Source organism: Rhodococcus sp. (in: high G+C Gram-positive bacteria) (assembly GCF_049286785.1).
Taxonomy (GTDB): domain Bacteria; phylum Actinomycetota; class Actinomycetes; order Mycobacteriales; family Mycobacteriaceae; genus Rhodococcus_F.
The window spans coordinates 1-18,282 of the sequence record NZ_JBAQEO010000001.1 but is presented as its reverse complement, the minus strand read 5'-3'; the positions used below and the strand labels follow the sequence as shown (position 1 = coordinate 18,282).

The following is an 18,282-nucleotide window of genomic DNA, read 5'->3' as shown; positions in this document are numbered from 1 at the left end:
AGTTCACTCACCCACGGCGAACGGGACGTCCCCTGGCCAGGGGACGTCCCGTTCGCCGTGGGTGAGTGAACTCACGGCTGCCCGGCGCGCGCACGGGGACGCGCAGCGGAGAGAATGGGCACCCGTGACCACTTCTGTCCCCGTCCGTGGGAAAGACCTCGCCGGTTCCACTGCGGACAGTTCGTCCGTACGACGACTCGCGATGTGGGCACTCGCACTCGGTGGCTTCGGGATCGGGACCACGGAATTCGTGGCGATGGGGTTGCTACCGGAGATGGCATCGAGCCTGGGCATCACCGAGCCGACCGCCGGACACGTCATCTCGGCGTATGCACTCGGGGTGGTCGTCGGCGCACCGCTGATCGCCGCGCTGAGCGCCAAGGTCCCACGCCGAGCGCTGCTGCTCGCCTTGATGGTCGCCTTCACGGTGGGCAACGCCGCGTCTGTTCTCGCCCCCGGCTACGAGGCGCTGATGGTGGCCCGGTTCGTGGCGGGACTCCCGCACGGAGCGTACTTCGGGGTCGCGGCGCTCGTTGCGGCTCACCTCGCCGAACCCGGCCGGCGGGCCAAGGCCGTCGCCCTGGTCATGATGGGGTTGTCGGTCGCGAACGTCGTCGGTGTGCCTGTTGCCTCATGGCTCGGTCAGAACTGGGGGTGGCGCAGTGCATTCGCACTGGTTGCAGCTCTCGGACTGGTTACGGTGGCGGCGATCCGGTCGTGGGTGCCCGCACTCGACGGCATGAAAATCACCAACCCGATGACCGAACTCGGTGCGCTGCACCGGCCGCAGGTGTGGATGACGCTGATCGTTGGCATGGTCGGGTTCGGCGGCATGTTCGCCGTCTACACCTACATCAGTACGACGCTCACCGATGTCGCGGGTTTGTCGCGGGCGCTCGTGCCGGCGGCGCTGATGGTATACGGCATCGGCATGGTTGCCGGCAATCTGCTCGGCGGCCGGCTGGCCGACAGGGCGCTCGTGCCGGGCTTGTTTTTCGCGATGGCCGCGCTCACGGCATTGCTCGCGATCTTCGTGGTCGCCTCGCGCAGTCCGTTCACCGCGCTGATCCTGATCTTCCTGATCGGCGCCGCAGGCGCCGCCATGGTGCCGGGACTGCAGACGCGGTTGATGGACGTTGCAGCAGATGCCCAAACACTCGCAGCGTCCCTCAATCACGCGGCGCTCAACATCGCGAACGCCTTCGGTGCGTGGATCGGTGGTGTCGTCATCGCGGCCGGATACGGCTATACGGCCCCCGCTGTCGTGGGGTCACTCCTGGCGGCGGCCGGACTGCTGGTCCTGGCGATCGCGGTCGCCATCGAACGCCGTTCCACCCGATAGCACCGCGTCGTCCCGGAAACAGCCCGTGTCAGCGCCGTCGGCTACGGTGCTTGCCGTGCCTCACATCATCACCACCGTCAACGTCAACGGCGTTCGCGCTGCCGCCCGCAAAGGATTCACCGAGTGGATCGACCGCACGGAGGCCGACGTGATCTGCCTGCAGGAGACACGCGCGTCGGACGAGCAGCTGGCCGAGACGCTCGCGAAGGCGCTCGATACCGGGTGGCACCTCGCGTCCGCGGAACCGTCCTCGAAGGGCCGGAACGGTGTCGCCGTGCTGTCGCGCAGACCGGCGGATGCCGTCCGCATCGGCCATGGTGACGAAGAGTTCGCGGCCGCGGGCAGATACATCGAGGCGGATTTCGACGACCTGACCGTCGCGAGCCTGTACCTCCCCTCCGGTGAAGCGCAGACGCCCAGACAGGAGGAGAAGGAACGCTTCATGGCCTCTTTCGGCCGGTATCTGACCGAGTGGGCACAGGCGGCGGTCACAGCGGGACGCGACATCGTGGTGTGCGGCGACTGGAACATCGCGCACACCGAATCCGACCTGAAGAACTGGAAGACCAACCGGAAGAACTCGGGGTTCCTGCCGCACGAGCGGGAATGGATGAGCGCGCTGCTGGCCGATGATGCGCACTGGGCCGACGTGGTTCGCCGGCTTCACCCCGACGTTCCCGGACCGTACTCGTGGTGGTCGTACCGCGGAAAGGCGTTCGACAACGACTCCGGCTGGCGCATCGACTACCAGATCGCGACCCGGACGCTGGCGGAGAGGGCGAAGCAGGCTGTGGTCGAGCGGGCCGAGACCTACGACCAGCGCTGGTCGGACCACGCCCCGGTCACCGTCCAATACCGCTGAGCGGCGGTATCGAATTCGTTTCGTCACCGGCCACGTGAAAAGATCAGTACTCATGTCGACCCCTGCAGATCAGAAGCCCAGCGGAGCTGGTACCAGCGCGACGCAGAAGCCCGCGGCCAGACCTCGGGTGCTCTCCGGTATCCAGCCCACCGCGGATTCCTTTCACCTCGGCAACTTCCTGGGCGCTCTGCAGCAGTGGGTGCCCTTGCAGGACGAATACGACGCGTTCTATTTCATCCCCGACCTGCACGCGATCACGGTGCCGCAGGACCCCAAGGAGTTGCGGCGGCGAACGAAGGTCGCGGTGGCCCAGTTGCTGGCGCTGGGGATCGACCCGGACCGCTCCACGCTGTTCGTGCAGAGCCAGGTACCCGAGCACGCGCAGCTCGCATGGGTTCTCAACTGCATCACCGGCTTCGGTGAGGCCAGCCGGATGACACAGTTCAAGGACAAGTCGGCCAAGCAGGGAAGTGAGAACGCGAGCGTCGGGCTCTTCACCTATCCGGTTCTGATGGCCGCCGACATCCTGCTCTACCGTCCGCAGCTCGTACCGGTCGGTGAGGACCAGCGTCAGCACCTCGAACTTGCGCGCGACCTCGCGCAGCGGTTCAACTCCCGCTTCGGTAAGGCGTTCGTGGTGCCTGAAGCCAAGATCATCAAGGGCACCGCAAAGATCTACGACCTCCAGGATCCGAGGTCGAAGATGAGCAAGTCGGGCCCGAGTCCCGCCGGGCTGATCAATCTCCTCGACGACCCGAAGGTGTCGGCGAAGAAGATCAAGTCCGCCGTCACCGACAACGAGCGGGAGATTCGCTACGACCCGGAGGCGAAGCCCGGGGTGAGCAACCTCCTGACCATCCAGTCGGCGCTGTCGGGAACACCGATCGACGCACTCGTCGCCGGGTACGACGGCAAGGGTTACGGCGACCTGAAGTCCGATACCGCCGACGTACTCACCGAATTCGTGACACCGTTGCGAGCGAGGGTCGACGAGTATCTCGCCGACGAGGCAGAACTCGATCGGGTGATCGCGGCCGGTGCCCACCGTGCCCGTGAGGTGTCGTCGCAGACGCTCGCGACCGTGTACGAGAAGGTCGGGTTCCTGACTCCGAAGGGCTGAGCACCGTGGCTGAGGGAACGAGCTTTCTCGACAGACAGCGGGCAGTGCGTCCTTGGTTCGACCATCTGATGCGGGCCGCGCAGCGGTTCCAGCAGCAGAAGGGCGACTACTACGCGGCGGGGATCACCTACTTCAGTGTGCTCGCCCTGGTACCGATCCTCATGGTGGTGTTCGCGATCGCCGGTTTCGTGCTGGCGGGCCACCCGGAATGGTTGGCACAAATTCAGGACAGCATCACCGAGAACGTTCCGGGAAGTCTCGGCGGAACGATCAACGACCTGGTCGATTCCGCGATCGCCTCCCGTGCCGGGGTAGGGGTGCTGGGTTTGCTGGGCGCCGCCTACGCGGGTCTGGGTTGGATGGCGAACCTGCGGGACGCTCTCACTGCGATGTGGGAGAGCACCCGGGATTCGAAGGGGTTCCTGCGCACCAAGCTGGGCGACGCGGGAGCGCTGCTCGGTCTCGGTCTGGCGTTGCTGGTCTCCGTTGGTGCGTCCGCCCTCAGTAGCGGGCCGGTGGCGAGAAAGGTGGTCGAGTTACTCAATCTCGAAAATCTTTTCGGCATCGACGTCGGTCTGCGCGTGCTGTCGATCCTGTTGGCGTTGGCAGCGACGTGGGCGGTGTTCACCTGGATGATCGCGCGGTTGCCGCGGGAGCCGGTCACGCTGCGCAGCGCGGTGAAGGCGGGGCTGCTTGCGGCGGTGGTGTTCGAGATCTTCAAGCAGGTGGGTGCCCTCTACCTGTCGGTCGTCACGAACGGACCGGCAGGTGTGGCCTTCGGCCCCATCATCGGCCTACTCGTGTTCGTGTTCATGGCGTCACGGATGCTGTTGTTCTGTACCGCATGGGCTGCCACGACCACAGAGAACCTCGCACTCGCCTTCGTGTAGCCGCCGACCCCGGCGGTCATCACCCCGCGCATCGAGGTACGCGAGGGCCCGGGGGTGCGAGGTGGGCTCGTTCTCGTGGGTGCAGGCGCACTCGCAGCCCTGGGAGTCTCCGGACTGTTCAACCGACACCGCCGTTGAGCAGTCAGCGTCGCCGCAGCATCCGCCGGGCCCACAGCAGGAGGACCAGGACGACGCCCGCCCCGCAGACACCCACCGCGGTACGCATCGCGAGGGAGTTATCGGGATGATCGGAGCCCGATGCGATCACCGCACTGCCGGAGACACCCGGCCTCTGCCCCGGCGGGACCGCGAGCACGGCCTCGGAATCGTCCTCGTCGGGGTGAAGGTCCGACAGCGAACCCACCGCCGCCGTCCTGGATGAGGCTGACGCGAAACCGAAGTCGAGAAGCCGGGCGGCTTGTTCCCACGGGCGTATCGGTGTGGCTTCCGCACCCATGAGAACCACCATTAGACGGTGCCCGCCCCGCTCGGCGCCGCCCACATAGGTGTGGCGGGCATCGTCGGTGAAGCCGGTCTTGCCGCCCAGCGCACCCTCGTAGTTGTAGAGCAGTTGGTTGTCGTTGGCGAGTGCGAATCCTGGGCGGTCCTGATCGTCGGGGATGGCCGGATCCTCCGGAAACCCGGGAAACTGCACCGTTTCGGTCGAGATCAGCTCCGCGAACGTCGCATTCTTCATGGCGTTGTGGAAGATGAGCGCGAGGTCGAAGGGAGAACTGCTCATGCCCGGTCCGTCCAGTCCGGACGGGGTCGCGGTCCGGGTGTCGTCGGCGCCGAGAGTGGCCGCCAGCCGATTCATCTTCTCGACGGCGGCGGCGTCACCGCCGAGTTGCCTGGCGAGGAGATGCGCCGCGTCGTTCCCGGAGGCCATGACCAGACCCTGCATGAGCTGGCGGTTGGTGTATCGCCCGTTCTTGCCGACTCCCACCGCACTGCCCTCGATGGCCGCGTCCTCTGCGGTTGCCGTCACTGTGGTGCCGAGATCGAGTTGGTCCAGAGCCACCAGTGCCAGGAGCATCTTGATGGTGCTCGCGGGACGGTACCGCCCGTGCGGGTCCTTCGCGGCCAGTACGTCGCCGCTGTCGATATCCGCGATCACCCAGCCGGATGCCGAGATGTCGGCGGGTAGCGGCGGCGCGTCGTCCGCCAGTACGACACCGCATTCGCCCATCTTCGGGCCCCCCACCGGTCCGTCCGGTACGGGGACCGGATCGGGGACCGGATCGCCCGGCTGCGGAGCCTCGGAAAGATCGATCGCGGGCGCAGGGGCCGAGCGGTAGGGGCAGCTGTCCGTGTTCGGCGTCGTGAAAGGGGCCTCGGCAGGGACGGGCGGAGGCGCGGGAATCGCACCGGCCATCGCCGAGGAGAGTCCGAAGAACAGGGTTCCGGACACGACCGCTGCAGACACTCGTCGCCACATCATCGGAAGGCAGAGTATGCGATGGGGCAGTCGGTAGCGACGTCGGCGCAGCGTCGACACCGGTTCGTGACGGAAACGACCGTGACAGAAACGACTTCGTGACGGAAGCGACCGTGACGGAAACGACAATGCCCGGCACCTCGGAAAGAGGGACCGGGCATCGCGCGTGTGGAAGCGGCTACCGTGCGAACAGCAGGGCGCGCTTCACTTCCTGGATCGCTTTCGTCACCTGGATGCCACGGGGGCACGCGTCGGTGCAGTTGAAGGTGGTCCGGCAACGCCAGACACCGTCCTTGTCGTTGAGGATGTCGAGACGCTCCGAAGCACCCTCGTCGCGGCTGTCGAAGATGAACCGGTGCGCGTTGACGATGGCGGCAGGACCGAAGTAGCTGCCATCGCTCCAGTACACCGGGCACGAGGTGGTGCAGCAGGCGCACAGGATGCACTTGGTGGTGTCGTCGAAACGGGCACGGTCGTGCTGCGACTGGATGCGCTCACGAGTCGGGTCGTTTCCGGTCGTGATGAGGAACGGCTTCACCGCACGGAACGCGTCGAAGAACGGCTCCATGTCGACGATGAGGTCCTTCTCCACCGGCAGACCCTTGATCGGTTCGACCGTGATGGTGATCGGCTTGCCGTCCTTGGGCAGCATGTCCTTCATCAGGAGCTTGCACGCGAGGCGGTTGACGCCGTTGACGCGCATCGCGTCGGAACCACACACTCCGTGCGCGCAACTGCGACGGAATGTGAGGGTGCCGTCGAGGTAGCCCTTCACGTACAACAGCAGGTTCAGGAGACGGTCGGTGGGCAGAGCCGGGACCTGGAAGCTGTCCCAGTGCTGGCCCTCACCCGAATCCGGATTGAACCGCGCGATCTTGAGGGTGACCATGACGGCGCCCTGGGGAACGGGCGGGAGATCCGACTTGTTCTCGCTCTTGTCGACTGCAGGTGCGCTCATCAGTACTTACGCTCCATCGGCTCGTAGCGGGTCTGGACTACCGGCTTGTAGTCGAGGCGGATGTCGGAGAGCAGGCCGTCGCCCTCCTTGTACGCCATCGTGTGCTTCATGTACTCGGCGTCGTTTCGATCGGGGAAATCCTCGCGAGCGTGACCGCCGCGCGATTCCTTGCGGTTGAGCGCACCGACAACGGTGACCTCCGCCATTTCGAGTAGGAAGCCGAGTTCGACGGCCTCGAGCAGGTCGCTGTTGTAGCGCTTGCCCTTGTCCTGAACGGTGATGTGGTTGTAGCGCTCCTTGAGCGCGCGCACGTCCTTCAGGGCCTGGGTGAGGCGTTCCTCGGTGCGGAACACCGACGCGTTGTTGTCCATCGACTGCTGCAGTTCGGTGCGGATGTCCGCGACTCGCTCGTTGCCGTGGTCGGACAGGATGAGTGCCATCCAGTCCTCGACCATCGTGGCGGGCGACTCGGGCAGTTCCACGAACTCACTGTTGTTCGCGTGCTCCGCGGCGGCGATGCCGGCGCGGCGTCCGAACACGTTGATGTCGAGCAGCGAGTTGGTGCCCAGACGGTTGGCGCCGTGCACCGACACGCAGGCGCACTCGCCGGCCGCGTACAGGCCCTTGACGATCTCGTCGTTGTTGCGCAGAACCTCACCATTGATCTTGGTGGGGATGCCGCCCATGACGTAGTGGCAGGTGGGGTACACGGGGACAGGTTCCTTGACCGGGTCCACACCGAGGTAGGTGCGCGAGAACTCCATGATGTCGGGGAGCTTCTCGTCGAGGACTTCCTCGGGGATGTGGGTCACGTCGATGTAGACGTAATCCTTGTTCGGGCCACCGCCGCGACCCTCGAGAACCTCGAGGACCATCGAGCGGGCGACGATGTCACGCGGTGCGAGGTCCTTGATCGTGGGAGCGTAGCGCTCCATGAAACGTTCACCGTCGGCGTTGCGGAGGATACCGCCCTCACCACGCACGGCCTCGGAGATCAGGATGCCCAGACCGGCCAGGCCGGTCGGGTGGAACTGGTGGAACTCCATGTCCTCGAGGGGCAGGCCCTTGCGGAAGATGATGCCGAGGCCGTCACCGGTGAGGGTGTGGGCGTTGGACGTCGTCTTGTACATGCGTCCCGAGCCGCCGGTCGCGAAGATGATCGACTTGGCGTGGAAGATGTGGATCTCACCGGTGGCGAGCTCGTAGGCGATGACGCCGGTCGCGACCGGGCCCTCGTCCGTCTCGGTGATAGCGATGTCGAGCGCGTAGAACTCGTTGAAGAACTCGACGTCGTGCTTGACGCAGTTCTGGTAGAGCGTCTGCAGGATCATGTGGCCCGTGCGGTCCGCGGCATAACAGGCGCGACGGACGGGAGCCTTACCGTGATCGCGGGTGTGGCCACCGAAACGACGCTGGTCGATCTTGCCCTCGGGGGTGCGGTTGAACGGCAGGCCCATCTTCTCGAGATCGAGCACGGCGTCGATTGCTTCTTTCGCCATGATCTCCACCGCGTCCTGGTCGGCGAGGTAGTCGCCGCCCTTGACCGTGTCGAAGGTGTGCCACTCCCAGTTGTCTTCCTCCACGTTCGCCAGCGCGGCGCACATGCCGCCCTGAGCCGCACCCGTATGGCTGCGGGTGGGGTAGAGCTTGGTCAGTACCGCGGTTCGGGCGCGTGGTCCGGCCTCGATCGCCGCGCGCATGCCTGCGCCGCCGGCGCCGACGATGACCACGTCGTAACGATGTTCCTGCATGAAGTGTGTGCTCCCCTAGCTCGCCGAGATATTGGGGTCGAAGGTGAAGATGACGTACGTGCCCAGGGCCATGATCAGGATCATCGACACAGCGAGGATCGTGTTCAGCCAGAAGCGCGTGGAGTCCTTGCGGGAGTAGTCCGCGATGACCGTACGAAGGCCGTTGCCGCCGTGCAGCTGGGCCAGCCACAGCATCGAGAGGTCCCACACCTGCCAGAACGGGCTGGACCAGCGACCCGCGACGAACGCGAAGTTGATGCGGTGCACGCCGTCGTCCAGCATCAGCATGATGAACAGGTGGCCGAGCACGAGGAAGATCAGCGCGAGTCCGGAGAACCGCATGAACAGCCACGCATACAGTTCGAAGTTGGTCTTCGACGTGCGGCGCGGTGAGCGCGGGTTGTCCAGGCTGGCCGGGCGGTCGTAGTACTTACCGCGGTCCTTGGCTTCGGGTCCGTGAGTGGTGGCTGCCATGTCAGTGCCCCGCAAACATGTTGTAGAAGATGCGTCCGGCGCCCGGGATCATCACCAGGAACCAGATCGCGAGGATTACCCAGAGCATCACGCGCTGGTACCGAGGTCCCTTGGACCAGAAGTCCACGAGCATCACGCGAACACCGTTCAGTGCGTGGTACAGCACGGCCGCGACGAGACCCAGTTCCATGAGCCCGACAATCGGGTTCTTGTAGGTCTCGATGACCGCGTCATAGGTGTCGGGATTGACGCGTACCAGCGCCGTATCCAGCACGTGGACGAAAAGAAAGAAGAACGTCATAACGCCCGTGATCCGGTGTAGTACCCAGGACCACATTCCGGGGTCGCCCCGGTAAAGCGACCGTGTGCGCTCCTTGACCGGAGCGGCTTCAGTCGTGCTACTCATCGAGTGCTGTGCCTCCAACGTCATTGGTGGACGCGTCGAGCCTGCATGCTTTTCGGGGGTACCTCAGCTTGGACCCGACGAGATCCTGAACCGACTTGCCGCAACTCTAAACCCAACGGAAACGCGGGAACTAATTCGCCTACGAGTTCGTACGGGCCGCGCAATTCAAGTTAGGTTTGCCTGTCCAACTCGATGGATCACGTGCGGCGTGTATCTCTGCATCCATTCAGTGGACGTGATTGGATGGGTAACCATGGTCGACGTTGATTGGAACCTGTTGCGCGACAAGGCGCGACAGGTCATGGGTAATGCCTACGCGCCCTACTCGGGATTCCCCGTGGGGGCCGCAGCGCTGGTGGACGATGGACGAATCGTCGTCGGATGCAATGTGGAAAATGTCTCATACGGGTTGGGCTTGTGTGCCGAATGTGTACTGGTGGGTAACTTATTCGCCGGTGGTCGCGGCCGGTTGATCGCCTTCACGTGCTGCGACGCGGACGGCGCCGTGCTCATGCCCTGCGGACGTTGCCGCCAACTCCTCCTCGAGCACGGCGGTCCCGAATTGCTCGTCGATCACCCCGCCGGTGTGCGCACACTGGATCAACTGCTGCCGGACGCCTTCGGACCGGGCGAGCGGGAAAGGATCAGCCGTGCATGACGCCGTGTCGATCATCGCGGCCAAGCGCGATGGAAGGGAACTGTCCGGAGCGGAGATCGATTGGGTCGTCGAGGCCTTCACTCGGGGTGTGGTCACCGACGAGCAGATGTCGGCGCTCGCGATGGCAATCTACTTCCGCGGAATGACACGCGAGGAAGTGGCGCGGTGGACCACCGCCATGATCTCGTCCGGCCGGCGACTCGACTTCTCGGACCTCGATCGGCCGACGGTGGACAAACACTCCACGGGTGGAGTGGGGGACAAGATCACGCTGCCGCTGGCCCCGCTCGTCGCCGCGTGCGGAGCGGCCGTGCCGCAGCTGTCGGGCCGTGGTCTCGGGCACACCGGTGGCACCCTCGACAAGCTGGAATCGATCCCGGGATGGCGGGCGGACCTCGGTACCGCGGAGATGGTGGACATACTGTCCGATCCGGCGGTCGGCGCGGTGATCTGCGCGGCGGGCGCCGACCTGGCTCCCGCAGACAAGCGGCTGTACGCACTGCGCGACGTGACGGGCACGGTCGAGTCGATTCCGCTGATCGCCAGTTCGATCATGAGCAAGAAGATCGCCGAGGGCACCGGGGCGCTCGTTCTCGATGTCAAGGTGGGGTCGGGGGCGTTCATGAAGAAGCCCGACGACGCCAGGGAACTCGCGCGGACCATGGTGGAACTCGGACACGACGAGGGGGTGCGCACCGTGGCCCTGCTCACGGCGATGGACGCGCCCCTCGGACGCACGGCAGGCAACGCCCTCGAGGTGCGCGAGGCCGTCGAGGTGCTTGCGGGCGGTGGACCGTCCGACGTCGTCGAACTCACCCTCGCGCTCGCCCGAGAGATGTTGGCGGTGGCGGGAATCGAAGGCGTGGATCCTGCGGATAAACTGCAAGACGGGACGGCGATGGATCGGTGGCGGGCGATGATCGGCGCGCAGGGCGGCGATCCGGACGCCCCGTTGCCACGTGCGCGGCACACCGAGGTGGTGCTCTCCGAGACGGACGGTGTGGTGTGCGGGCTCGACGCCATGTCGGTGGGTGTCGCAGCCTGGCGGCTGGGTGCGGGACGTGAGCGTCAGGGTGAACCCGTGCAGGCGGCGGCCGGAGTCGAACTGCATGTGAAACCGGGGGAGGCGGTCTCCATGGGCACTCCGCTGGCAACTCTGCATACCGACACGCCTGAACGCTTCGTGTCGGCAAAATCGGCACTCGACCACGCCTGGACCATCTCGACCGACTCGCCGGCCGTGACCGGTCCGCTCGTCATCGAGCGAATCGAGGATCCGTCGGGCTAACGTCGAGACATGACCGCACTGGATCTGTCGGCATTGCGCCGAGCGCCGAAGGTGTTGCTGCACGACCATCTCGACGGAGGCCTCCGGCCGGAGACGGTTCTCGAACTCGCGCGCGACTGCGGATACGGAGGGCTGCCCGCGAAAACCGCACCGGAACTTGCGGCCTGGTTCCGCGAGGCGGCCGATAGTGGCTCGCTCGAGCGCTACCTCGAGACATTCGCGCACACCGTCGCGGTCATGCAGACCGCCGTCGGACTCGAGCGCGTGGCGCGCGAATGTGCCATGGACCTCGCGGACGACGGAGTGGTGTACGCAGAGGTGCGATTCGCGCCCGAGCAGCACCTCGAGGCCGGACTGACTCTGGACGAGGTGGTGGAGCAGGTACTGCTCGGATTCCGTGCGGGGGAGTCCGCGGCGGAGGTGCGCGGCGAGCGGATCCGGGTCGGTGTCCTCCTCACCGCGATGCGCCATGCGGCGCGATCGCGTGAGATCGCGGAACTGGCGTTGCGCTTCCGGGACCGCGGTGTGGTGGGGTTCGACATCGCGGGCGCCGAGGCCGGGAACCCGCCGAGTCGCCATCTCGACGCGTTCGAGTACATGCGCGGCAACAATGCGCACTTCACGATCCATGCCGGCGAGGCGTTCGGGTTGCCGTCCATTCACGAGGCGATCGCGTTCTGCGGCACCGACCGGCTCGGGCACGGGGTTCGGATCACCGACGACATCACGATCGGTGAGGACGGAGTTCCCAAGCTCGGACTGCTTGCGAATTACGTGCGGGACAAGAGGATTCCACTCGAACTCTGCCCCAGTTCCAATGTGCAGACCGGCGCGGTGGACGCGCTCGAGGACCACCCGTTCGATCTGCTCGCGAGGCTGAGGTTCCGTGTCACCGTCAATACCGACAACCGGCTGATGAGTGATACGAGTATGAGCCGCGAGATGCTGCGACTCGTCGAGACCTTCGGTTACGGTTGGACGGACCTCGAGCGGTTCACCATCAACGCCATGAAGTCGGCCTTCATCCCGTTCGATCAACGGCTCCGGCTGATCGACGAGGTGATCAAGCCGGGGTTCGCCGTATTGGTCGGCTGAGGCCTACTCCTTACGCAGGCGGGCCGCCTACTCCCTGCGCAGCCGGGACTCGAATTCGCGTTCGAGCGCGCGCCAGGCGTCGGCCTCTTTGCCGAAGGGTGCGCTGGGTGCCAAGCGCGTCGGGTCCGGGTTGAGGATGTAGGAGACGTACCAGCCGAGCGGGGTGGACGCGGCCAGCGCTGTCTCGACGGAATCGTCGTCGGCGAAGTCGGCTGCGTCGGTGAACAGTTCGACTGCGAGGTCGAGCTGGTCGGGGTCGACGGCTTCGGGTCCTTCGGAGAGGTCGTCGGCCAGGCCGGGCAGGACGTAGACGTTCTCGTCCGTGACCTCGATCTCTAGCGAGCCGTCGACGGCTGCGACCTGGATCTCCTCGTATGTGCTGACCTGGGCGAGCGCATGATCGTGATTGTCGGCGAGATACCTGGCGAGTGCCCGCTCGGATGTGAAGACGAAGATGATGCCGTCGCGTCCGAGGAAGATCGCCTCGTCGTCGAGGTAGCAGCGGAGCGTGAAATATGTTTCGCCCGTGGTGATGATCTTGACCGGATCGACGCCCACTGCAGTCCAGAAGGAGTCGTCCTCACCTTCTTCATCTTCTTCGTCGAGGTCGAGTGGGACGAATTCCTCTTCCTCTTCGGCTACGGCGGCGTCGTCCGCTTCGACGACGTTCTCCTCGGTGGCAACAAGCTCGGCTTCCGCGACTGCGACGGCCTCGGCGTCGACGTCCGGCGTGACGACTATGGCATCCACAGCGTCGAGAACCTCATCCCATCCCTTCGCAATGGCGGTGCCGATCCTGCTCCACAGTTCGTCACCGTCGCGACCCTCGAACGCGCTGACGCCCTGCGGAAGTGCGCCGAGGATGGGGTTGGCGCCGAAAAACTTGGTGACGACGTCGAGTTCGCAGACCTCACCGATGTTGCGCACCATGTTCAGCGTGTCTTCGAGTTCGCTGACGACGACGGCCTCGGGATCGCTCGCGGCCAGTTCGGGCACGCCGACGAGGTCGAAGCAGAAATTGTCGTCCGGCTCGAGTTCGGCGGCCGACAGGCCCGCGATGACACTCCACGCGGGATGCTCGACCAGGTCGTTGTCGGTGTTCGTTCGGATGAACGCCGCCAACTCGGCTACCGATTCGAACCCGTAGAGGTCGTCCTCGTGACCGAGGAATGCTTCCCACTCGTCGTCACCCTCACGCCACCGCGGAGCCCACAATGTGACGACGTCGCCGTCGGTGAGACCTAGTTCGATCGGGACGATGTCTCCAGCCATGGCGCGAAGCCTAGCGACCCCGTAGCCAAAGTTATACCCGGGTCATGGCTAGACCTTCCCGAACGCGTCTTGCAGGGTCGTCATGACCTTCGTGCGCTGTTCGGCGGCCTGCCGCGCAGCCTCCCGGGCTGTGGTTGTGATCAACGTCGCGAGGGCGGCGGAGTGGATCGTCGAAATGGAATCGTCCATCCAGAGACCGGTGAGGGTGCCGTTTCCGTCGACCTCGGCGGTGACCTGATCCGACTCGCTGGATGCGCGTGCCCTGATCGACTCCAGTCCCGCGAGGGCCTCTTCGAGAAGATTCACCTGTTCCGTCGCGCGCCCGACGATGGCGTCCATCTCTCGTTCACTCATAGCGCGCACTTCCGAGCCTTCGCTCCGCTCATAGCGGTCTCATCCAACTCGTCGGGGCCGGTTCCTGCTCGTCGTCGGCCAGCTGGGCCGCGGCGACGTCGGCGCGTGTCGGAAGACCCAGGCGGTCGAGCACGTCGGCCGGCATGCCGTCGCGGGCCAGCTCGTCGCGGCGTCTCGCGCCCGCCTCCATGGCCGAGCGTGTGCACAGTTTCAGAATCTCGTCGGCGAGCCGCTGCCCGCCGTAGCGGACCTCGCGCTGATCGATGCGGAGTTCGAGGGGCAGGCCCTGTTCGGTGGTGCGGACCGAGATGGTGCCCGAACGGTTGCTTACGGCGGCGGTGGCACCCGCCGGGGGTGGGGTGGTGGGAAGCATGATTCCTGTCATTCGGTCGGTCGGTAGAAGCCGTGGAAGCCCATGCCGCTGTTACTCGTCCGGATCGGGCCCACCTGTACGGGATCACCGGCCTCGACGAGCTGGCCGTTGCCGATGACCATCGCCACGTGGCCGTCCCACACGGCGAGGTCGCCCGGCATGAGTTCCCCGGGGTCGACGGGCGTGCCCACGTTCTGTTCCTGAGCCAGGCGGGGGATACCGACACCGGCCTCGCCGTACGCCCACTGCGTCAACCCGCTGCAGTCGAGGCCCTCGCCCGGGGACGTTCCGCCCCAGACGTAGGGAACACCTTGCTGGGACAGCGCGTTTCGCACGGCGTCGGCAGCTTCCTGGTTGGGGGCCACAGCAGTGCTGCCGTCCGGGAGGATCACTTCGACGCCCTCGCCGGTATCGGTCGGATCGGATGTGCCGGCCACACGGCCGGTACCTCCGGGACTGCCCATGAGTGCGCTGGTCCGGGAACTGTCCGTCCCTCGTCCACCGGAGGCCGCGATATTCGACAGAGGGCTCGTCAGACCGGACATCGACGACGTGCCGGAGGCACTCGCGAAGGAGGAAGCCGCCCGGCTCACCGGATCGGCGCCGGCCGGGGATACCGGCGCGGCCGAGGCGGGCGCAGTGCTCGCGGCGGTGGTGCTCGCCGGGGCGGGAGATGCCGGACCGGGGGCGGCGGGGATGTTCTCGGAGGGTGTGAGCGCCACCATCTTTCCGGTGTGCTCGGTGAGTTCGGCGCGCACCTTCGCAACGACGGCGGTGGCGCGCCCGAGGTGTTCGAGGGCGGCGGCGACGATCATGGCCTGACCGGGGGGTGTTGCGAGCGCGGGCCCCGCCGCGGCCGCGAGGGAGATGAACGACTGCAGAATGTTCTGCAACTCGAGCATTCCCACCCGGACGACCTCGGACGCCTCGGCAACCACGGCCGCCATGTCATTGCCCCTGTCGGAGAGCGCGATCGTGGACCGTTGTGCTTCCTCCGTCTTCACGATCGCGCCGGTGCCGCTCGCGCCCTGCCAACCGCCGTAGACCGAGCTGATGCCGGTTCTCCCGGTGTCGTGCACGGCGTCGAGAGCGGCGGACGACACGCGTAGCGCATCTGCTGGTCCGCCGGTGGGCAGCACGCCGCTGCCGAACGACCCCAGTAGATCCAGCATCGGTCGGGTGAGGAGGTCGATGGGGATCACGGTCAGGCCTCCAGCCCGACTGCACCCGCGGCGAGGGCTGCGGTGGTGACGATTTCGGTGGTCTCGTAGGTGGCTGCGTTCGCGAGCGCGGTGGCGCTGATTCCGCCGAGGACCCCCGACAACGCCTCGATCGAGGCCAGGTGCGCGCTGTGCGCGGTCGCGAACGCCGCCAGGAAGTCGCCCCCGACGACCCCGAAGACGGGTCCCAATAGTAGTGGTCCCGCTGCTGCGGCGCCCGCGCCTGCCGCCTGCATGTCGGCTGCCATGGCGGCAGCGGTGGCACCGAACTTCGCGATACTCGCGGTGTCCGCGGTCATATGGTTCATCGTCATCCCCCCAATTCGGATTTGATACCGGTCACTGTATTGGACGCAGGAGAGGCCGAATCGGTTCCACCCCCGCAGAGCGCCGTGTCAAAGGCAGAGCGCCGTGTCAAAGATTCTGCGCAGGCACTTTCGCGAAGAAGCGGGCCGGGTTGTCCGTGCGCAGGCGCATGCCGGCGGAGCCGCCGAGCACCAGCGGCCGCGCGTAGGGGCGATCGGAGCCGAGCAGCACCCGGTCCTCGCCCAGGTATGCGGTCACTTCCGCGACGATCTCCCGCCCGTAGGACGACGTTTCCACGTACACGCCAGGACCTGGAATCCCGCCCGGCCCGCCGCGCACCGCCATCCGATCCGCGTGCAGGGGCGCCAGACCGGCGAGCATCGCGAACAGCACCCGCAGCGTCGGGAACCGGCGCACCCCGAACTCGTGCCAGGCGAACCACGCGGTGTGCATCTGGGTCACATACGACACCATCGCCGGCCACCATGCCGGAAGCCCGGGCGCCGCCGCCGGCCCGGGATGCACGAACAGCGGCTTGCACACCCGCTCGAGTTCCGACAGCAGCGGCGCGCACCGCTCGAAGCCGGCCGAGTCGGCCAGGGCGGTCGCAGGCAACTGCAGGCCCACACACCCGGCCGCGAGGACGTCGCGCAGCGCCCCCGGGTCGGGGTCGGTGACGCCGGCGGCGGCCCAGACGCCGAACCGGTCGGGCAGGCCCAGTGCGCCGTCGTGATAGGCGTCGAGCAGCGGCTGGGACTCCTCGGCGGGTAGTTCCTCGATCCCGAGGGGGCTCGACAGCGACACCAGTGCCACATCGATTCCGTCCCTGACGGTGAGGGCCGTGCGCGCGGAGATCGAATGGTCGGCGGGGTCGACCCGGTACGGCGGTTCGCCGGGCAGGTGCAGGGTCCAGCCGTCGAGCCGGGGCGCGGCGCTGCGTGCCCGGAGGGCGTCGACGAACGACGATGGCCAGATATGTTGGTGCACGTCGACGAGCGGACGTGGCCTCATGCCTCCACCGTCGCCGCCCGGACCTTCCGTGTCAACCGTCGCCGGTGACGAGGAGGCGGGGCGTCCGTGTTCGCGGGGTGCCTTCTCGAGGCCGTGGCACTAGCGTGGAACCGCGCATGTTCGCCGATCGTCGGAAGGATCACGAGGTGCCTCCCCACTGCGATTCCATGGACGGTCCTGTCGTCAAGGCCGCCGAGGCGGCACTGGGCGACGACAACGTCGAACTGATCCTGCCGTTCGTCCCCGCCGACGCCGAGGACGAGGTTCGCACAGCCTTCGTGCGGGCGACTGCCGCACGCGCGGAGGGGCCGATCGCCCATGAGGTCGCCGACCTGTATTTCTTCGACACCGTGGTCCGGCTGCACCGCGCGGGCGAGGGCGCGCCGTTCACCGGAGTGAAGCCGGCCGGCGGCGATGTCGGACCGGTGATCCCGCTCGCCGAGGACGCGATCGAGACGCGTTCGATCGAGAAGCTCCACGCGTTCCTGTCGTCCGAGCTGCACCGGCAACTGCAGTCGCGCCTGGATCGAATCGTCGAACTCACCGACGCCGCGACGACTGCCGAGCGGCGCGAATACACCGAGGCGATGCTCGGGTTACAGGTGTACAGCCACCACCTCTACAAGAGCATGCACAAGGACCCGCACGAGGGCGGGCACGCACACGGGTGATCAGCAGGCCCGACCACGACTGTCCGCACAGCAGGCCGAGGACGACCACGAGGTCACAACGGTCTCGGGGGGCGCCGGACGTCATCGCGATCAACCACGCGTGCGCGACAGGAAGCTGTACTTCTGTACCGCCCGCCCTATTCTTCGAGCATGAACACGCACGTGGTCGACCACCCCCTCGCAGCAGCCCTCCTCACGACGATGCGTGACGCGCGGAGCGACAATGCCACATTTCGCGCCGCGCTGCGAAGGCTGACACACATGCTGGTGTACGAGGCGATGCGGGAGGCGCCCGTCGAGAAGTTCGAGATCGTGACGCCGGTGGCCACCACCGAGGGTGTCCGGCTCGCTCATCCTCCCCTCCTGGTTCCCGTGTTGCGGGCCGGTCTCGGCATGGTGGAGCAGGCCAGTGCGCTCCTTCCGCAGGCCCGCGTCGGATTCGTCGGGATGGCGCGGGACGAGCAGACCCATCGGCCGGTGCCGTATCTGGAGTCGCTGCCCGCGGACCTGTCGGGCATCCCTGTCTACGTGCTCGACCCCATGCTGGCGACCGGCGGTTCGATGGTGCACACGATCGAGCTGCTCGTCGCCCGCGGCGCCACGGACGTGACCGCGGTATGCGTGGTCGCCGCGCCGGAAGGGGCTGCCGCCCTCGCCTCGTCGGGGCATCCCGTGCGGCTGATCACCGCGTCTGTGGACGAGGGTCTCAACGAGGACGCCTTCATCGTGCCGGGACTCGGCGACGCGGGCGACCGTCAGTTCGGACCACGCTGAGGCTTGTTCGTCACAGGCC

At 66.4% G+C, this 18,282-nt stretch carries 19 protein-coding genes and 1 pseudogene; 9 read left to right on the top strand and 11 right to left on the bottom strand.

Features of this window, described 5'->3' with window-relative positions; all coding sequences use genetic code 11:
- Positions 1-124: 124 nt before the first annotated feature.
- From WAW17_RS00100 to yhjD, 4 genes and pseudogenes are all read left to right on the top strand, one after another.
- On the top strand, positions 125-1,342 hold the full coding sequence (locus WAW17_RS00100) for an MFS transporter (protein WP_422331004.1): 1,218 nt from the start codon (positions 125-127) through the stop codon (positions 1,340-1,342).
- Between the two features lie 55 nt (positions 1,343-1,397).
- Entirely contained in the window at positions 1,398-2,204 is an 807-nt protein-coding gene (locus WAW17_RS00095; RefSeq protein WP_422331001.1) for an exodeoxyribonuclease III, read from the top strand.
- Between the two features lie 52 nt (positions 2,205-2,256).
- Entirely contained in the window at positions 2,257-3,324 is a 1,068-nt protein-coding gene (trpS, locus tag WAW17_RS00090; protein ID WP_422331000.1) for a tryptophan--tRNA ligase, read from the top strand.
- Between the two features lie 5 nt (positions 3,325-3,329).
- Positions 3,330-4,352, top strand: a pseudogene (gene yhjD / locus WAW17_RS00085) (inner membrane protein YhjD).
- A 4-nt stretch (positions 4,353-4,356) separates the two neighbouring features.
- On the opposite strand, the gene WAW17_RS00080 reads toward yhjD, so the two are convergent.
- From WAW17_RS00080 to sdhC, 5 genes are all read right to left on the bottom strand, one after another.
- A complete protein-coding gene (locus WAW17_RS00080) occupies positions 4,357-5,640 on the bottom strand; it encodes a D-alanyl-D-alanine carboxypeptidase family protein (RefSeq protein ID WP_422330999.1) in 1,284 nt (427 codons plus the stop codon).
- Between the two features lie 190 nt (positions 5,641-5,830).
- Complete coding sequence (locus WAW17_RS00075; protein WP_422330998.1) at positions 5,831-6,610, bottom strand: succinate dehydrogenase iron-sulfur subunit; 780 nt, start codon at positions 6,608-6,610, stop codon at positions 5,831-5,833.
- Complete coding sequence (gene sdhA, locus WAW17_RS00070) at positions 6,610-8,361, bottom strand: succinate dehydrogenase flavoprotein subunit (protein ID WP_422330997.1); 1,752 nt, start codon at positions 8,359-8,361, stop codon at positions 6,610-6,612. The genes WAW17_RS00075 and sdhA overlap by 1 nt, the downstream gene beginning before the upstream one ends.
- 15 nt (positions 8,362-8,376) lie before the next feature.
- Positions 8,377-8,835 carry a succinate dehydrogenase hydrophobic membrane anchor subunit gene (locus tag WAW17_RS00065; RefSeq protein WP_422330996.1) on the bottom strand — a complete coding sequence of 153 codons (459 nt, stop codon included), beginning with the start codon at positions 8,833-8,835 and terminating at the stop codon, positions 8,377-8,379.
- A gap of 1 nt (position 8,836) precedes the next feature.
- On the bottom strand, positions 8,837-9,241 hold the full coding sequence (gene sdhC / locus WAW17_RS00060; protein ID WP_422330995.1) for a succinate dehydrogenase, cytochrome b556 subunit: 405 nt from the start codon (positions 9,239-9,241) through the stop codon (positions 8,837-8,839).
- Positions 9,242-9,494: 253 nt separating this feature from the next.
- Here sdhC and WAW17_RS00055 point away from each other — a divergent pair, with 253 nt between their 5' ends.
- From WAW17_RS00055 to WAW17_RS00045, 3 genes are read left to right on the top strand one after another with little or no spacing between them, the layout of a single operon-like run.
- Positions 9,495-9,899: a cytidine deaminase gene (locus tag WAW17_RS00055; RefSeq protein ID WP_422330994.1), complete on the top strand. Its 405-nt coding sequence runs from the start codon at positions 9,495-9,497 to the stop codon at positions 9,897-9,899.
- Positions 9,892-11,187, top strand: a complete 1,296-nt coding sequence (locus WAW17_RS00050; RefSeq protein ID WP_422330993.1) for a thymidine phosphorylase — start codon at positions 9,892-9,894, stop codon at positions 11,185-11,187. The genes WAW17_RS00055 and WAW17_RS00050 overlap by 8 nt, the downstream gene beginning before the upstream one ends.
- A gap of 9 nt (positions 11,188-11,196) precedes the next feature.
- Positions 11,197-12,282 (top strand): adenosine deaminase, encoded by a 1,086-nt coding sequence (locus tag WAW17_RS00045; protein WP_422330992.1) that lies wholly within the window; start codon positions 11,197-11,199, stop codon positions 12,280-12,282.
- Positions 12,283-12,309: 27 nt separating this feature from the next.
- Here WAW17_RS00045 and WAW17_RS00040 read toward each other — a convergent pair whose 3' ends face one another.
- The 6 genes from WAW17_RS00040 to WAW17_RS00015 all read right to left on the bottom strand — a co-directional run bounded on the left by WAW17_RS00040 (position 12,310) and on the right by WAW17_RS00015 (position 16,818).
- Positions 12,310-13,554 carry a primosomal protein gene (locus tag WAW17_RS00040; protein WP_422330991.1) on the bottom strand — a complete coding sequence of 415 codons (1,245 nt, stop codon included), beginning with the start codon at positions 13,552-13,554 and terminating at the stop codon, positions 12,310-12,312.
- Positions 13,555-13,602: 48 nt separating this feature from the next.
- Positions 13,603-13,908, bottom strand: coding sequence for a YbaB/EbfC family nucleoid-associated protein (locus WAW17_RS00035; protein ID WP_422330990.1), 306 nt, complete (start codon positions 13,906-13,908; stop codon positions 13,603-13,605).
- Between the two features lie 28 nt (positions 13,909-13,936).
- Positions 13,937-14,281, bottom strand: coding sequence for a hypothetical protein (locus WAW17_RS00030; RefSeq protein WP_422331003.1), 345 nt, complete (start codon positions 14,279-14,281; stop codon positions 13,937-13,939).
- A gap of 8 nt (positions 14,282-14,289) precedes the next feature.
- Complete coding sequence (locus WAW17_RS00025) at positions 14,290-15,483, bottom strand: C40 family peptidase (protein ID WP_422330989.1); 1,194 nt, start codon at positions 15,481-15,483, stop codon at positions 14,290-14,292.
- Between the two features lie 2 nt (positions 15,484-15,485).
- Positions 15,486-15,809, bottom strand: a complete 324-nt coding sequence (locus WAW17_RS00020) for a type VII secretion target (protein ID WP_422331002.1) — start codon at positions 15,807-15,809, stop codon at positions 15,486-15,488.
- A gap of 106 nt (positions 15,810-15,915) precedes the next feature.
- On the bottom strand, positions 15,916-16,818 hold the full coding sequence (locus WAW17_RS00015) for an amidohydrolase family protein (RefSeq protein ID WP_422330988.1): 903 nt from the start codon (positions 16,816-16,818) through the stop codon (positions 15,916-15,918).
- A 167-nt stretch (positions 16,819-16,985) separates the two neighbouring features.
- Here WAW17_RS00015 and WAW17_RS00010 point away from each other — a divergent pair, with 167 nt between their 5' ends.
- On the top strand, positions 16,986-17,489 hold the full coding sequence (locus WAW17_RS00010) for a DUF6448 family protein (RefSeq protein ID WP_422330987.1): 504 nt from the start codon (positions 16,986-16,988) through the stop codon (positions 17,487-17,489).
- Positions 17,490-17,639: 150 nt separating this feature from the next.
- On the top strand, positions 17,640-18,263 hold the full coding sequence (upp, locus tag WAW17_RS00005; protein ID WP_422330986.1) for a uracil phosphoribosyltransferase: 624 nt from the start codon (positions 17,640-17,642) through the stop codon (positions 18,261-18,263).
- Positions 18,264-18,282 lie beyond the last annotated feature (19 nt).

What these genes read in the sequence shown, in the direction of transcription:
- trpS (WP_422331000.1), top strand. Translation starts at nt 2,257, where the DNA reads ATGTCGACCCCTGCAGATCAGAAGCCCAGCGGAGCTGGTACCAGCGCG.
- WAW17_RS00075 (WP_422330998.1), bottom strand. Translation starts at nt 6,610, where the DNA reads ATGAGCGCACCTGCAGTCGACAAGAGCGAGAACAAGTCGGATCTCCCG.
- sdhA (WP_422330997.1), bottom strand. Translation starts at nt 8,361, where the DNA reads ATGCAGGAACATCGTTACGACGTGGTCATCGTCGGCGCCGGCGGCGCA.
- WAW17_RS00065 (WP_422330996.1), bottom strand. Translation starts at nt 8,835, where the DNA reads ATGGCAGCCACCACTCACGGACCCGAAGCCAAGGACCGCGGTAAGTAC.
- sdhC (WP_422330995.1), bottom strand. Translation starts at nt 9,241, where the DNA reads ATGAGTAGCACGACTGAAGCCGCTCCGGTCAAGGAGCGCACACGGTCG.
- WAW17_RS00055 (WP_422330994.1), top strand. Translation starts at nt 9,495, where the DNA reads ATGGTCGACGTTGATTGGAACCTGTTGCGCGACAAGGCGCGACAGGTC.
- WAW17_RS00045 (WP_422330992.1), top strand. Translation starts at nt 11,197, where the DNA reads ATGACCGCACTGGATCTGTCGGCATTGCGCCGAGCGCCGAAGGTGTTG.
- WAW17_RS00040 (WP_422330991.1), bottom strand. Translation starts at nt 13,554, where the DNA reads ATGGCTGGAGACATCGTCCCGATCGAACTAGGTCTCACCGACGGCGAC.
- WAW17_RS00035 (WP_422330990.1), bottom strand. Translation starts at nt 13,908, where the DNA reads ATGAGTGAACGAGAGATGGACGCCATCGTCGGGCGCGCGACGGAACAG.
- WAW17_RS00030 (WP_422331003.1), bottom strand. Translation starts at nt 14,281, where the DNA reads ATGCTTCCCACCACCCCACCCCCGGCGGGTGCCACCGCCGCCGTAAGC.
- WAW17_RS00020 (WP_422331002.1), bottom strand. Translation starts at nt 15,809, where the DNA reads ATGAACCATATGACCGCGGACACCGCGAGTATCGCGAAGTTCGGTGCC.
- WAW17_RS00015 (WP_422330988.1), bottom strand. Translation starts at nt 16,818, where the DNA reads ATGAGGCCACGTCCGCTCGTCGACGTGCACCAACATATCTGGCCATCG.
- WAW17_RS00010 (WP_422330987.1), top strand. Translation starts at nt 16,986, where the DNA reads ATGGACGGTCCTGTCGTCAAGGCCGCCGAGGCGGCACTGGGCGACGAC.
- upp (WP_422330986.1), top strand. Translation starts at nt 17,640, where the DNA reads ATGAACACGCACGTGGTCGACCACCCCCTCGCAGCAGCCCTCCTCACG.